The sequence below is a fragment of the Sphingomonas sp. LT1P40 genome, assembly GCF_036663835.1.
Classification (GTDB): domain Bacteria; phylum Pseudomonadota; class Alphaproteobacteria; order Sphingomonadales; family Sphingomonadaceae; genus Sphingomonas.
The window spans coordinates 439,750-454,529 of record NZ_JAXOJT010000002.1; the positions used below are offsets into that span (position 1 = coordinate 439,750).

13 protein-coding genes are annotated in these 14,780 nt (G+C 65.3%); 8 read left to right on the forward strand and 5 right to left on the reverse strand.

What is annotated here, in order from left to right:
- Positions 1 to 4: 4 nt before the first annotated feature.
- Genes U1702_RS13545 through U1702_RS13555 form a run of 3 tightly spaced genes read right to left on the reverse strand, consistent with a single transcriptional unit; the run spans position 5 to position 1,934 of the window.
- On the reverse strand, positions 5 to 844 hold the full coding sequence (locus U1702_RS13545; RefSeq protein ID WP_332725502.1) for a transposase: 840 nt from the start codon (positions 842 to 844) through the stop codon (positions 5 to 7).
- Positions 832 to 1,779, reverse strand: a complete 948-nt coding sequence (locus tag U1702_RS13550; protein ID WP_332725504.1) for a hypothetical protein — start codon at positions 1,777 to 1,779, stop codon at positions 832 to 834. Before U1702_RS13550 ends, U1702_RS13545 begins: the two co-directional genes overlap by 13 nt.
- Positions 1,776 to 1,934: a hypothetical protein gene (locus U1702_RS13555; protein WP_332725506.1), complete on the reverse strand. Its 159-nt coding sequence runs from the start codon at positions 1,932 to 1,934 to the stop codon at positions 1,776 to 1,778. The genes U1702_RS13550 and U1702_RS13555 overlap by 4 nt, the downstream gene beginning before the upstream one ends.
- A 125-nt stretch (positions 1,935 to 2,059) precedes the next feature.
- On the opposite strand from U1702_RS13555, the gene U1702_RS13560 reads away from it, so the two are divergent.
- Together U1702_RS13560 and U1702_RS13565 are read left to right on the forward strand one after the other, a co-directional pair.
- Positions 2,060 to 2,494, forward strand: a complete 435-nt coding sequence (locus U1702_RS13560; RefSeq protein WP_332725508.1) for a PaaI family thioesterase — start codon at positions 2,060 to 2,062, stop codon at positions 2,492 to 2,494.
- A complete protein-coding gene (locus tag U1702_RS13565) occupies positions 2,491 to 2,871 on the forward strand; it encodes a PaaI family thioesterase (protein ID WP_332725510.1) in 381 nt (126 codons plus the stop codon). Before U1702_RS13560 ends, U1702_RS13565 begins: the two co-directional genes overlap by 4 nt.
- Here U1702_RS13565 and U1702_RS13570 read toward each other — a convergent pair.
- Both U1702_RS13570 and U1702_RS13575 read right to left on the reverse strand, forming a co-directional pair.
- Positions 2,868 to 4,022 (reverse strand): PQQ-dependent sugar dehydrogenase, encoded by a 1,155-nt coding sequence (locus U1702_RS13570; protein ID WP_332725512.1) that lies wholly within the window; start codon positions 4,020 to 4,022, stop codon positions 2,868 to 2,870. The two genes, U1702_RS13565 and U1702_RS13570, sit on opposite strands and share 4 nt — an antisense overlap.
- A complete protein-coding gene (locus U1702_RS13575; protein ID WP_332726392.1) occupies positions 4,019 to 5,164 on the reverse strand; it encodes a PQQ-dependent sugar dehydrogenase in 1,146 nt (381 codons plus the stop codon). The genes U1702_RS13570 and U1702_RS13575 overlap by 4 nt, the downstream gene beginning before the upstream one ends.
- Positions 5,165 to 5,268: 104 nt before the next feature.
- Here U1702_RS13575 and U1702_RS13580 point away from each other — a divergent pair, with 104 nt between their 5' ends.
- The 6 genes from U1702_RS13580 to infB all read left to right on the forward strand — a co-directional run bounded on the left by U1702_RS13580 (position 5,269) and on the right by infB (position 14,717).
- Positions 5,269 to 6,981: a sulfatase-like hydrolase/transferase gene (locus U1702_RS13580; RefSeq protein ID WP_332725514.1), complete on the forward strand. Its 1,713-nt coding sequence runs from the start codon at positions 5,269 to 5,271 to the stop codon at positions 6,979 to 6,981.
- Between the two features lie 64 nt (positions 6,982 to 7,045).
- Positions 7,046 to 8,977, forward strand: coding sequence for an alpha/beta fold hydrolase (locus U1702_RS13585; RefSeq protein WP_332725516.1), 1,932 nt, complete (start codon positions 7,046 to 7,048; stop codon positions 8,975 to 8,977).
- A 134-nt stretch (positions 8,978 to 9,111) separates the two neighbouring features.
- Positions 9,112 to 9,657 (forward strand): ribosome maturation protein RimP, encoded by a 546-nt coding sequence (rimP, locus tag U1702_RS13590; RefSeq protein ID WP_332725518.1) that lies wholly within the window; start codon positions 9,112 to 9,114, stop codon positions 9,655 to 9,657.
- 2 nt (positions 9,658 to 9,659) lie between these two features.
- Positions 9,660 to 11,291 carry a transcription termination factor NusA gene (nusA, locus tag U1702_RS13595; protein ID WP_332725520.1) on the forward strand — a complete coding sequence of 544 codons (1,632 nt, stop codon included), beginning with the start codon at positions 9,660 to 9,662 and terminating at the stop codon, positions 11,289 to 11,291.
- Positions 11,272 to 12,033, forward strand: a complete 762-nt coding sequence (locus tag U1702_RS13600) for a DUF448 domain-containing protein (RefSeq protein WP_332725521.1) — start codon at positions 11,272 to 11,274, stop codon at positions 12,031 to 12,033. Before nusA ends, U1702_RS13600 begins: the two co-directional genes overlap by 20 nt.
- The gene (infB, locus tag U1702_RS13605; RefSeq protein ID WP_332725523.1) at positions 12,030 to 14,717 is read left to right on the forward strand and encodes a translation initiation factor IF-2; all 2,688 of its coding nucleotides are present in this window, start codon (positions 12,030 to 12,032) and stop codon (positions 14,715 to 14,717) included. The genes U1702_RS13600 and infB overlap by 4 nt, the downstream gene beginning before the upstream one ends.
- The last annotated feature ends 63 nt before the right edge of the window (positions 14,718 to 14,780 follow it).

Here is a 14,780-nt window from a genome sequence, read left to right on the forward strand (position 1 = left end):
CGGGTCACGACGGTGCCGGAAAATCATCCGCTTTGGACACAGTGAAGCCTCGGGCCGAACCCAATGCCGCGAAAGCGGTCGCTCGCATACGGGGGTGCGGGTGCCGGCGGCTTAGCTGGTCGACTACATCGATGCCGTTACCGCCGCCGAGATGCGCGGCCAGCATCGCCAGCCCCTCGGACGGGGCGGTGGTCAGCCCTTCGACGATCGTGCCGCGCGCAATGTCGAAGCGATACTGGTCGACCCACGGGTGGCTGGGGTGCTGCCCCAATATGTTGAGCGAGACCGAGAAGCTGTCCGGGGGCAGCTGAACATGCACGTCGCGCTGCATGCGGTAGAGCATCAGCTTGCCTGGATCGAGGCGCGAGCGCTCGACAAAACGCAGTCCGGCATGGCTGCCCGGCACCCCACCCACAGCGGTGCCGTCATATTCGTAATAGTCGCTCCAATAGCCCGGGCCGAGATAGCCGTAAGTCAGGAACGGGAAATTATGGTCGTGCGGCAGGTCGTAGAAGAAGGGCGCAGTGCCGCTGGCCTGCACCACGGCATCGCCCATCGCGGGCCAGAAATTGGCGCGGATGACATATCGGCCATTGGGCGGGCGGAGCATGAAAACCTGCGGTCCATAGCCATTTGCCGTGCTCTGATTGGTGCAACGTTGCTTGAGTTCGTCGATCGCCAGGTCGGCGAGGAAGCTGGTGTTGCGGCCCAGCCGGGCCAGCAGCGGGCCAAGGGCGGCGAACTGATCTTCGTCATGCGCGTCGAACGGCGTCGAATCGAGCGTGTCGGCCAATTCCTCGAGCGATATCGGCGCGGCGTCGCCGGGATCGATCAGGCGGGGCATGGCTGAGCCAGTCGCTGATCGAGAACCTGCAATGTCGCGTTGGCCGCGCTGCGAATTTCGGCGTTTTGGTCCCCGTCCCGCATTGCAGCGAGGCGGGGATATGCGTTGCGGGCGTCGAGCATCAGCCATTCGCGCATTGCCGCCCAGCGCAAGTGAAAGGCGGGATGACGCGATGCGGCGTCGAACGATCCGGCAGCGTCGGTGCGACCACTCACTCGCAAAAAGGTCAGCAGCATTTCGGTGCGCGACGCGGCGTCGTCAGCGCTGGCGGCGCGAACGAAGCGGCCATCGGCGACGGCATATTCGCGCATCAGCGGTGCCGCACCGGGTTTGACGGTGGCGGTGATGGCCACGATGTCCCGCTCCGTCCCGACGATCACATGGCCGTCGGTTTGCCCGTTGTGACGGATCTGCATCCCGTCGCGCAGGATGACCGGGACTTGCTCGCGGCACGGTGATGTGTCGGTGGCGCTGAAATCCGCTGCTGCCGGGTCGGCGCGCCAGCGGCGCATCTGCGCATCTCCGCCCCGAACGTAGCGCGTGATGGTGACACGCCCCGGAATTACCACGGTGGCGGGTGGCGGGAGACGATTGAGCGCGGTCGCCGAGGTTACCGTCGCGGCGATGCTGACGGCGGCGCAATCGACCAGCACGGCACCGGTTCGCAGCCCATCGCGGCTAACCTTGAACGGCGGCTCGAACCACGGATCGGCATGAAGCGCGTCGATCAGCGGGGCCAGCAATCGCGCGACCCACTCGCTGTCCGACAGCAGAATTTCGGCCATGCCGGCGACGGCATCGGGACAGTTCAACCCTGCAAATCGCGCAGCGACCTCTCGCTGCGGCCCGGACAGCCACGCCGCGTTGACCGGGGCCGAGCGGTGGCGCGACCCGAGCAGATCGGGGTGCGCCGCCGCCGCGAAGCGCAAGGTCACTGATTGGTGCCGGGATAGGTCTCGTAAACCAGAATGGCGATGGCGATCATCAGCTCGAAAATGTCGTCGCTGACCATTTCCGAGGCGCGGATTGCGCCATGGGTGGCGATCTGGGTGCCGAGCGTGGCGATTTCGGCGAGCGACATGGTAATCATCGTGCTTCCCCCTGTAACGTCGATCGCAAACTAGGCGGGGTCCAGCGGACGGCAGAGTTAATTCGAGTTTACGTTGAGGTCGGTGGATGATTGCCGGACGCCCGTCACCCGGCTAACCGCACGGCATGACCGATCCGCTGGCATTCGACCCCAAACGCTTTTTCGACCACCGCATCGGCGGGCATGGCGATACGTTGGGCATCGCCTATCGCGACCATGGTCCGGACTGGTGCGCGCTGGGGCTGCCGTTCCGCGCCGACCTGATCGGCGATGTCGAGCGCGGGGTGCTGGCATCCGGCCCGATCATCGCATTACTCGACATGGCGACCAGCGTTGCGGTGTGGATGAAACGCGGCGGGTTCCTGCCGCACGCGACGCTGGATCTGCGCGTCGATTATCTGCGTCCGGCGACAGCTGGGCGCGAGGTGATCGGGCGCGGCGAATGCTATCGGATCACGCGATCGATCGCCTTCGTGCGCGGTCTTGCCCATGATGGCGACCCGGACGATCCGGTTGCGCATGTCGCGGGCACCTTCATGTTCACGGGAACGGCGGCATGATGCTGCCCCCCTATGCGACGCTGCTGGGCATGGAAATCGAGCGGGGTGAAGGCTCGCCGGTGCTGACCATGCCGTTCGCCACGGCGGTGCTGGGCCGACCGGGGTTTGTGCATGGCGGTGCACTGGCCGGTTTGCTCGAGATGGCAGCGATCAAGGCGCTGGAGCATGCACTGGGCGCGGAAGGCCGTGGTGATGCCCGGTTCAAACCCGTCAATGTCACGGTCGATTTCATGCGCGGCGGGCGCGAGAAGGAGACGCGCGCAGCGGGCGTCGTAAGTCGGCTGGGCACGCGCATCGCCAATGTCGAGGCGGTGGCGTGGCAGGATGACCGCGAGCGTCCAGTGGCTGCCGCCCGAATGAACTTCCTGATCGGCTAGGGGGCGGGCACGAGTTTCCGCAACCCCACGCCGTTACCGTCCTCCAGCACCCAGATCGCGCCGTCCGGTCCCTGTTCGACCTCGCGGATGCGCGCGCCAAGTGCAACACGGGCCACTTCGCTGGCGGTCGAGCCCGACAGGCGCACGCGCACCAACCCCTGCGACACCAGTCCGGCGAGGACGAAATCGCCGTTCCAGCCGATAAAGCGCGTGCCGGTATATTGGATCATTCCGCCGGGGGCGATCACCGGTGTCCAGCTGACCAGCGGTGCGGCGAAATCGGGCCGGGTGGAATGGCGCGGCAGCACCTCGCCATCGTCACCCTCCGACACGATCCGCCAGCCATAGTTGCTGCCGCGTGCGATCAGGTTGAATTCGTCGCCACCGCTCGGCCCCATCTCACTCTCGAACAGCCGTCCGTCGGTGGCGAAGACGAGCCCGTAGGGGTTGCGATGGCCGAGCGTCCAGATTTCGGCACGGGCACCAGCGGTGGCGGCGAACGGATTGCCCGAGGGCGTCGTGCCATCGAGATTAAGCCGCACGATCTTGCCCAGCGTCTGTGCCAGATCCTGCGCAGGGGCACCTTGATGTCGGTCACCGGCAGTGACGAATAGAAAGCCGTCGGGCGAGAATGCCATGCGGCCGCCGAAATGGCGCGTATCGCCCGCGATCTTCGGTGCCTGTCGCCAGATCGTCGTCACGCCTTCCAATGCGGTCGCGGCAGTGTTGAGCGTGGCGCGCGCGACCGCAAGACCGCTACCGCCCGCGCCGTTTTCGGCGAAGCTGAGATAGACGCGGCGGTTGGCGGCAAATTGTGGGTCGAGCGCGACGTCGAGCAGTCCGCCCTGTCCGGCGGCGGCGACCGTCGGCGTGCCCGTGACCGTCGTCTTTGTGCCGGAGTCGGTGACGAGGTACAGCACGCCCCCGCGTTCGGTTACCAGCATCCGGCCATCGGGCAGGAATGTCATCGCCCAAGGCTGATTGAAGGTGGCGACGGTCGTCGATTGAACTGCAGTGGTCGGCGGCGCGGGCGTGCTGGTGGCGGTTGGCGTGGGGGTCGGCGCGGGCGTCACGACACTGCCGCTCCCGCCGCTGCCACATCCGGCCAGGGCGAGTGCAGCCGCCGCAGTCAGCCAGCGCCCGGCCATCATTTTTTCGGCGTCAGTTTGAGCAGCCGCCCTTGCGATCCTTGCCCGCCATCCTCCAGCAGCCAGATCGCGCCGTCCGGTCCTTCCTCGACCTCGCGGATGCGCGCGCCCATCGGGAACTGGTCACCCTTGGCAGCGCCCGTTCCGTTCACATCGACGCGGATCAGCGCCTGGCTCGACAGGCCGCCGATGAACAGGTCGCCTGCCCAGTCCGGGAACAGCTTGCCCGAATAGACGATCAACCCGCCGGGTGAGATCGCGGGATTCCACGATACTTTAGGCGCCTCGAACTCGGGACGGGTCTTGTGATCGGGGATGTCGCGGCCGTCATAATGGTCGCCGTCGGAGACGATCGGGTAGCCGTAATTCTTGCCGGGCAGGATCAGGTTGACCTCATCGCCGCCCTTCGGCCCCATTTCCTGTTCCCACAGATTGCCGGCCTTGTCGAAAGCGAGTCCGAGCAGGTTGCGATGGCCGTATGACCAGACCGCGGGGTGAAAGCCCTGAGCGGTCAGGCCGGGATCGCCCGCCGGTTTGCCGTCGAGGGTCAGGCGCAGCATCTTGCCAAGCGTGGCTTTGGGATCCTGTGCCGGGTCGAATTTCTGACGCTCGCCATTGGCGAAGAACAGATGCTTGCCGTCGGGGGCAAAGGCGATGCGGCCAGAATAATGGCCGTTGCCGCTGACATAGGGTGACGCGCGGAACAGCGTCTGCACGTTGGCGAGGCTGGGTGACGCGCCTTCGGTCAGCGTGCCGCGCGCGAGGACGACGCCCTTGCCGCCGTCACCGGCCTCCGAATAGCTGAAATAGACTTGCTTGTTGGTGGCGAAGCCAGGGGCGAGCACGACATCCTTGAGTGCGCCCTGGCCCGCGCTGTCCACGGCGGGGATGCCCGAAACCGACGTCTTGGTCTTGCCGTCCGCGCTGACCAGCAGCAATGTTCCGGCCTTCTCTGTTACCAGCATGCGCCCGTCGGGCAGGAAGGTCATCGCCCAGGGTGCATCGAAATCGGCGACTGGCGTGACCGTGAACGGAACGCCGGCTGCGCCCCCGGTCTGGCTGGCGGGCGTCTGGCCGTTGCCCGGTTCGGCCCCCGTGCAGGCGATCAGGGTGAGCGAGAGAGCGGCGATCGGCAACAGGCGCATATATTCCTCCGGCAACTGGATGCTCCCGCAACGCGCGGGGCGGAATGATGTTGCAACGGGCATTTACGGCATCGCAACGAGCCCGTGTCTATCAACGGCGCGGGATGCAGGGAAACGCGACAATCTGGCCGAGGCATGCGCCGCTCAAGGAAGCGCTGCTGCTGCTCTATCTGCTCGCCGATGGCGGGACGGTCGTCGAGCGGCTGGGGTCGCTCGGGGTGTCGCTGTCGCTGGCGATCTATCTCGCGCTCTATGCGATGCTGGCCGGGGCGTTGTGGGTCGCATCACGGCTCGCCCAACCGCTACTGCGCTGGGGACTTGCACTGTCGCTGTTCGCCGCCGCCGCGTTTCTGGGCGCGAGCGAGCGCATCCTGGCTGACCATCTGACCTATGACGGATTCCTCAACTTGGCCGGATCGGCGGGGTTCGCGGGCGATGCGATGGCCCAGCATGGCGGACGAATCGCACTGGCGGTGCTGGTCGCAGTTCCGTTGTTGCTGGCGATCGGTCTTGCGCCGCGCAGACCCTTGCGGGCGCGGTGGGTGCTGGCGCCGGTTGGCGCGCTGGCGGTATTGACCGGGGTGCTGTTCATGCGCGGCGGCGATGGTGCGCGCGGGTTGCCGACGGCATTCGCGCCGCTCGCCTATCTGATGTTGGCGGCGGGCGAGGGGATTGGCAGCGAGAAGGAGCGGCGCGCGGTGGCGATGCGGCCCGGTCCGCCACGGGTCGATGGCGATATCGTGCTGATCGTCGATGAAAGCGTCGCTGCGCGCTATCTCGACTTCGTCGATCCGGCGGGGGTGCGGACTGGCTTGTTGACCCCGCCCAAAGGGATCGCGGTCAATCATTTCGGGGTGGCGGCGTCGATCACCAACTGCTCGCTCGGCACCAATCTGACGCTGCGTCATGGCGGCACGCGCAACCATTATGCCGAGCTGAACGCGACCGGCCCGGCGATCTGGGATTTCGCGCGAAAGGCCGGGTTCGGCACCGTTTATATCGACGCACAGCGCACCGCCGGCGGGTTGCATAACGGCATGGATGCGGACGAGCGCGCGCGAATCGACACGCTGGTGCAATTCGACGACGTCGCAGTGGAGACGCGCGACCACGCCGCCGCTGCACGGATTACACAGCATCTGACCAACGGGACGCGCGAGTTTATTCTGGTCAACAAGGTCGGCGCGCATTTCCCGGTCCACGACAAATATCCCGACAGTCATGCGGTCTATCGCCCCGCATTGCCGCGCGGCCGCTATCTGGGAATCGCCGACAGCGGCAAGCGCGACGGCTTCGACGGCAGCGGCACGCAATGGCAGCTTTATCGCAATGCATATCGCAATACGTTGTTGTGGAGCGTCGGCGGGTTTTTCGACCGGCTGCTGGCACCTGGCACGCTGCATGGCGCGACAATCATCTACACCAGCGATCACGGACAGGATCTGAACGAGCGCGGCGGGTCGGGCGTGCACACGCATTGCGGCGCGAATCCGGTGCCGGAGGAGGGTGCGGTGCCGATCGCGGTGCTGACCGATGCGGGGAATGTCGGCGGATGGGCTGCGGCGGTCAGGCTGAATCGCAACCGGGCGAGCCATTACCAGCTGTTCCCGACCCTGCTGGGCCTGATGGGCTATGCACCGGACGCGGTTCGCGCGGTCTATGGCGAGTCGCTGGACCGGCCGCTGAAGGATGAAATGCGCTTCAACACGCTGTTCAACGCGCGGCTGGGGCGAAAGCCGGTGTGGAAGGCGATCGACGCGGCGACGCTGATGCGCCCGCCGAAGCGGGACGCTGGACAGAGGGCGGCGGGGCGCTAACCCGCTTGCTCGGGGCATGGCGTCCCTCTAGGCTCCCGTCGAGATCGGGGGTTATTTCATGGGCTTGGCGCGTTTTGTTAATGTTGTTCTGGCCGTTCTCAGCCTTGCCATCGCCCCCGCCAAAGCCCAGCAACCCGCCCCGGTTGCGCCCGGCGCAGCCGAATTGGCGGAGCCGCCTGCGTTCAAGCAACCCCGACTGTCGCCGGACGGAAAACGCGTTGCGGCTGGCATCGTTACCCGTCGCACGCCGACGATCTTTATCTGGAATTTGCGAGGAAGCCGGGATCCGATCCGGGTTCCGCTTGCCGAGAATAACGATGTCGAGTGGATACGGTGGGTTGGCAACGATCGGCTGATTGCGGGAGTCACGGCGGTACAATATCAGCGAAGCCAGACGGTCATCCGGGTCAGCCAACTGGTGCTGTTCGACCTCACTAAGCGTCAAATCCGTTTCGTTGGCCCCCAGCAGTTCGACGGGCAAAACACGCTGCTCTACGTCTCAAGCGGCGGAGATCGCATTGTTTATGCGGCGCGACGCAGCGTCGCCGAATATCCGGCCGTGTTCGAATATGACCCGGTTCGCGATGTAGCGCGCGTGCTCGAACAACCGCGAACACGGGTGTGGGACTGGTTCGTGGACGAAGCTGGCGTCGTTCGTGCCGCGATCGGCGCAGACGCGGACAAAAGCTGGATCTTCTATCGCTCCGCGGCGGGTGAGTCGTATCAAAGACTGGCAACACGGTCGGAGCGCGCGGGCGATCCGGTCATCACTGCGTTGATGCCGGTCGCGGGGAGCGATCACGGCCACGCGCTCGCCGAAGGCGCGGACGGGCGCTTCGTACTGCGCCGCTATGATTTTGCCACGGGGTCGATGGGCGCGGTGGTTGCCGACCATAAAACGGTCGATATCGACACGGTGCATCTGGCCGATGGTCGACCGACGGGCATATCCTATACCGAAGATCGCGCCGAAACGCGCTGGCTCGATGCTGATCGCGCCGCGTTACAGAAACGGATCGACAAGCTCATCCCCGGAAAATTCAGCCAGATCGTGTCCGGCAGCGACGACGGTCGCATGCTGCTGATCCATTCCCGCGCCGACAGCGATGCCGGTTCCTACTCGGTGCTGGACCTGAACGTGCGCGAACTGCATCCGTTCGCCGATGTGTATCCGGCGCTAACGGGCAAGGTGCTCCGCCCGATGAAGCCGGTTAGTTACACAGCCAGGGACGGGCTGGCGATTCGCGGCTATCTGACGCTTCCGGTCGGTGGCGAGGTCAAGCTGCCGCTGATCGTGATACCGCATGGCGGGCCGTTCGCGCGCGACAGCTGGGGTCACGATCCGTGGGTACAGTATCTTGCGGCGCGCGGTTACGCGGTGCTGCAGCCGAATTTCCGGGGTTCGACCGGGTTCGGTCGAGCCTTTGTCGAAAAAGGCTATGGGCAATGGGGCCGGGGCATGCAGGACGATATCGACGACGGGGTGGCGTGGCTGGTGAAACAGGGAACGGTCGATCGCGGCCGGGTTTGCATCATGGGCGCATCCTTTGGCGGTTATGCCGCGATGTGGGCGGCGGTGCGCAATCCCGAAATCTATCGTTGCGCCATCAGCTTTGCCGGGATTTCCGACGTAGCCTCGATGCTGCGCTACGACCGGCAGAGTTTTGCAGCGCCGCGCTATGCGCGTGCGTGGCGCGACAAGGTGCGTGGCGAAAGTGATTTCGACCTCGATGCGGTATCGCCGATCAAGGCCGTCAATCGGTTGAACGTGCCGATCCTGATCGCACATGGCGACAAGGACGACAATGTTCCGCTCTATCAGTCCCGGCGGCTGCACGAGGCGTTGAAAGGCATCGGAAAAGCGCACGAATATAAAGTCTATGAGGGGGAGGGGCACGGGCTCGACAACCCCGATAACGCAGCCGACTTTCTGAAGCGTGTCGGCGCGTTTCTCGACAGGCATAATCCGACCGGACCGCCCGCTGCGGCGCGCTGACTCGAAAACCTTGCCGTGGCAGCAGGACGGGCGTATAGGGGCGCTGTTCTCGACATTGGAAACTTGCCGAGGTCGGTCCCCACGGGGCCGGCGCCGCCGAGTTGCATGTTCAATATTCTTAGCTGGAGTGCCGCGTGGCGGACATCGCCCTGTTGACCGGACTGATCGAACCTGAGGCCAAGGCGCTCGGGCTCGCACTCGTGCGCGTCAAGATCCTTGGCGGCACGTCCGACCCGACGTTGCAGGTGATGGCCGAGCGTCCGGACACGCGACAGCTGACGATCGACGATTGCGCCGATCTGTCGCGTCGCATTTCCGATGTGTTTGACGCGCTGGAGGAAGCGGGGCGCGATCCGATCGATCATGCCTATCGTCTGGAAGTCAGTTCACCGGGAATCGACCGCCCGCTGACCCGGCTGAGCGATTTCGAGGACTGGAAGGGGCACGAAGCCCGCATCGTGCTCACCGAAAAGCTCGATGGGCGCAAACAGTTCAAGGGCGACCTGACCGGGGTGGAGCCTGACGGGATCGTCGGCATCCTCGACCGGCTGGGTGTGCAGTCGTTCGTGCCCTTTGCCGGGATCGACGATGCCAAATTGGTAATTACCGACCGGCTGCTCGCAGCCACCGCGCCGCTTTCGACTGAAGGCGCCGACAAGATTATCGAAGAAGAGGTTTAACGATGGCCACTGCCGTTACCGCCAACCGCGCCGAACTGATCGCCATTGCGAATGCGGTGGCGACCGAGAAGATGATCGACAAGGCGATCGTGATCGAGGCGATGGAGGACGCGATCCAGCGTGCCGCCCGCGCCCGTTACGGTGCCGAGAACGACATCCGCGCAAAGCTGGACCCGCAGACTGGTGATCTGCGCCTGTGGCGCGTGGTCGAAGTGGTCGAGGCGGTCGACGATTTCTTCAAGCAGGTGAACCTGAAAGAGGCCGAGAAGCTTCAGAAGGGCGCGGTCGTCGGCGACTATATCGTCGATCCGCTGCCGCCGATCGAGTTCGGCCGCATCGCCGCGCAGGCCGCCAAGCAGGTGATCTTCCAGAAGGTCCGCGATGCCGAGCGCGAGCGTCAATATGAAGAGTTCAAGGACCGCCAGGGCGAGATCATCACCGGCGTCGTTAAGCGCGTCGAGTTCGGTCACGTCGTGGTCGATCTGGGCCGTGCCGAGGGCGTTATCCGCCGCGACGCGCAAATCCCGCGCGAAGTCGTCCGCGTCGGCGACCGCGTCCGCAGCCTGATCCTGAAGGTCGTGCGCGAGACGCGCGGGCCGCAGATTTTCCTGAGCCGTGCGCATCCCGACTTCATGAAGAAGCTGTTCGCGCAGGAAGTGCCGGAAATCTATGACGGCATCATCGAGATCAAGGCTGCGGCCCGCGATCCCGGTTCGCGCGCCAAGATCGGCGTCATCAGCCATGACTCCTCGATCGACCCGGTCGGCGCGTGCGTCGGCATGAAGGGTTCGCGCGTCCAGGCCGTCGTGCAGGAAATGCAGGGCGAGAAGATCGACATCATTCCGTGGTCGCCCGACACCGCGACCTTCGTCGTCAACGCGCTGCAGCCCGCGAACGTCGCGCGCGTGGTGATCGACGAAGAGGATGACCGCATCGAAGTGGTCGTCCCCGACGACATGCTGAGCCTCGCCATCGGTCGTCGCGGGCAGAATGTCCGTCTCGCCAGCCAGCTGACCGGCAAGGCGATCGACATCCTGACCGAGACCGATTCGAGCGAGAAGCGCCAGAACGAGTTCGTCCAGAACAGCGAGATGTTCCAGAACGAGCTGGATGTGGACGAGACGCTGGCACAGCTGCTGGTGGCCGAAGGCTTCAGCACGATGGAAGAAGTCGCCTATGTCGAACTGAGCGAAATCGCCGGGATCGAAGGGTTCGACGAGGAACTGGGCCAGGAGCTGCAGAATCGTGCGCAGGAAGCGCTCGATCGCCGCGAGGAAGCCAATCGCGAACTGCGCCGCAGCCTGGGCGTCGAGGACGATCTGGCAACGATGCCGTATCTGACCGAAGCGATGCTGGTGACTTTGGGCAAAGCGAAGATCCTGACGCTCGACGACCTGGCCGATCTGGCCACCGACGAGCTGGTCGCGAAGAAGCGCCCCGAACCGCGCCGTCGCGGCGATGGTCCGGCGGCACCGGTGCGCGAAGCCGACAAGGGCGGCGTGCTCGGCGAATATGGCCTGAGCGAAGAGCAGGGCAACGAGATCATCATGGCCGCGCGTGCGCACTGGTTCGAGGACGAAGAGCCAGCCGCGGATGCAAGTTCGGAGGACGCTGTTGCGGAATCCGAGCAATGAAACCCGGTCTGATCTGATCGATGGAAAGCCAGGTGCGGACCCCGTTCGCACCTGCATCCTGTCGCGCGAGGAAGCCCCTCGCGACGGCCTGATCCGGCTTGCGCTCTCGCCCGATGGCGAGGTGCTACCTGACGTGCGCGCGAAAGCGCCGGGGCGCGGTGCGTGGATCGGTGTCAGTCGCGCCGAACTGGACGCGTCGGGCAAGAAATTGCGCGGCGCATTGTCGCGGGCGTTCAAGACCAACGACCTGCGCATTCCCGACGATCTGGGCGAACGGATCGCCACGCAGCTGGAGCGGGCGTTGCTCGACCGGCTGGGGCTGGAGGCCAAGGCCGGTTACGTCGTCATCGGCGGCGAGCGCATCGAAAAGGCGGGACGCAGCGGCAAGCTGCACCTGTTGCTTCATGCGTCCGACGCGGGGACCGATGGCAACCGCAAGCTCGATCAGGCGCTGCGCGTCGGGCGTGAACGCGAAGGTTCCGGGGATACAGGCTTCACATTGCCCATCCCACGCACCATATTGTCCTTGGCCCTTGGCCGCGAAAATGTGGTACATGTCGGTTTGACCGACGCCAGAGCTGCCGCGCGGGTGAGCGAAACGCTCGCCCGATGGCTGCATTTTATCGGACCCGATTCTGTGCCCGAGCCTTGCGAAACGCCTTCGCAAGGCGCATCGGGCGCACGCGGCGACGAGACAGACGAAAACCCGTCGAACGAAGAACGAGCAGGAATAGACACTTGAGCGATACCGAAAACGAAAAGCCGAAACTCGGAATGCGCCAGCCATTGGGGCTGAAGCGCACGGTCGAGACCGGCAAGGTGAAGCAAAGCTTCAGCCACGGGCGCTCGAACACGGTCGTGGTCGAGGTGAAGCGCCGCCGCGTGCTTGGCCCGCAATCCGGCGCACCGCAGGAAGAGGCGGCACCGCCGCAGCCTGAGGTCGTCGCGGCTCCGCCGCCGCCGCCGCCGGTCGCCGCGCCGCGTCCGTCCGCGCCCGTCGGTGAAACGGCGCAGGAGCGTCAGGCTCGCATGCTGCGCGACGCCGACGAGCAGCGCATGAATGCGCAGGAAGAAACGCGTCGCCGCGAGGATCGTGAGCGGGCCGAGGCGGTCGAGGCCGAGCAGCGCCGCGTCGAAGAGCGCGCTCGCGCCGAAGCCGAAGCGGCCGCCGCGCCGAAGAAAGAGTCGGTCAAGGCCACATCCGCGCCCGAGCCTGCCGCTGCTACGCCGACGCCGACGCCGACGCCGGTGCCGGTCGAAGCTGCGCCACCGCCACCGCCGCCTGCGCCGCCCGAGCCGGTTAACCTGCAACTCGATGCCAGCCGTCCGGCTCCGCGACTGTTCACCCCGGTGCAGCGTCCGGAGATTCCGCGTCCTGCACCAGCACCGGTGCGCCCCGAACCCAATCTGGCCGGTGGCGGCACCGCCCGTCCCGCGGCGGGTGCGGCACGTCCGGCCGCCGGTGCGGCGGCAGCCGAGCCCAAGCGCCCCGAGCCGATCAAGCCTTCGCGCGACCGCAAGACCGACGAGCGTCGCGGCGGCAAGCTGACCGTCAACCGTGCGCTGGGCGGCGACGACGGCGCGCGTGCGCGCAGCCTCGCCGCGCTGAAGCGCGCGCGTGAAAAGGAACATCGCCGTCATTCCGGACCACGCGAGCCGCAGGTCAAGCAGATCCGCGACGTGCAGGTGCCCGAGACGATCACCGTCCAGGAACTGGCCAACCGCATGGCCGAACGTGGCGGCGACCTGATCAAGGCGCTGTTCAAGCTGGGCGCGCCGTCGGCGATGACCGACACGATCGATCAGGATACGGCAGAGCTGCTGGTGGCGGAATTCGGCCACAACTTCGTCGCCGTCAGCGATTCCGACATCGATCTGTCGCTGGATACCGGCGTGGATTCGGACGAGGACATGAAGCCGCGTGCGCCGGTCGTCACGATCATGGGCCATGTCGATCACGGCAAGACGTCATTGCTCGACGCGCTGCGCAACACCAATGTCGTGCGCGGCGAAGCGGGCGGGATCACGCAGCATATCGGCGCGTATCAGGTCACGCTGAAGGACAAGTCGAAGATCACCTTCCTCGACACGCCGGGCCATGAAGCGTTCAGCGAGATGCGCGCGCGCGGCGCCAACGTCACCGACATCGTCGTGCTGGTGGTGGCGGCCGATGACGGGCTGATGCCGCAGACGATCGAGGCGATCAATCATACCAAAGCGGCGGGCGTGCCGATGATCGTGGCGATCAACAAGATCGACAAGCCCGAAGCCAATGCCCAACGCGTGCGCGAGCGGCTGCTCGAACATGATGTGCAGGTCGAGGAAATGGGCGGCGAGACTCAGGACGTCGAGGTTTCGGCGAAGGAGAAGACCGGTCTGGAAACGCTGATCGAAAAGATCCAGCTTCAGGCCGAACTGCTCGAGCTGCGCGCCAATCCCGATCGTTCTGCGGAGGGTGCGGTGGTCGAGGCGAAGCTGGACAAGGGTCGCGGCCCGGTTGCGACCGTATTGGTCGGGCGCGGTACGCTGAAGGTCGGCGACATCTTCGTCGTCGGCGCGGAAAGCGGCAAGGTCCGCGCGTTGATGGACGATCAGGGCCGCCAGGTGAAGGAAGCCGGGCCGTCGATGCCGGTCGAAGTGCTTGGCCTGACCGGCGTGCCGATGGCGGGCGATCTGCTCCAGGTCGTCGAAAACGATGCGCGCGCGCGTGAAATCGCCGCCTATCGTGCCAGCGTCATTCAGACCAAGCGCACCACCAACGCCCCCGCCAGCCTGGAGAGCATGTTCAGTGCGCTCAAGGAAAAGCAGGCGATGGAATATCCGCTGGTGGTCAAGGCCGACACCCAAGGCACGGTCGAGGCGATCGTCGCCGCGATCAACAAGATCAGCACCGACGACATCAAGGCGCGTGTGCTGCACGCCGGCGTCGGCGGTATTACCGAGAGCGACGTGACGCTGGCCGGAGCGTCCGGCGCGCCGATCATCGGCTTCAACGTGCGCCCGAACGCCAAGGCACGCGAGATCGCCGATCGCCAGAAGGTCGCGTTCAAATATTATGACGTGATCTATGAACTGACCGACGAGATTCGCGCGGGCATGGCCGGACAGCTTGGACCGGAAGCGTTCGAGACCGTGGTTGGCCGCGCCGAGATCAAGGAAGTGTTCAGCGCGGGCAAGCACGGCAAGGCCGCCGGTCTGCTGGTCACCGACGGTGTCATCCGCAAGGCGCTCAAGGCGCGTATCACCCGCGACGACGTCATCATCTATCAGGGCGAAATCGCGTCGCTGCGCCGTTTCAAGGACGATGTCGCGGAAGTTCGCGCAGGACTTGAGTGCGGTGTGACGTTCACGCAGAACTTCACCGATATCAAGGCGGGTGACTATCTGGAGACGTTCGAGGTCGAACTGCGCGAACGGACGCTGTAATGCCGAAAAGCCGGGGCCGACGTTCCAAGGAGCCGTCGGACCCGGCAGACGGCAAGCGCGATC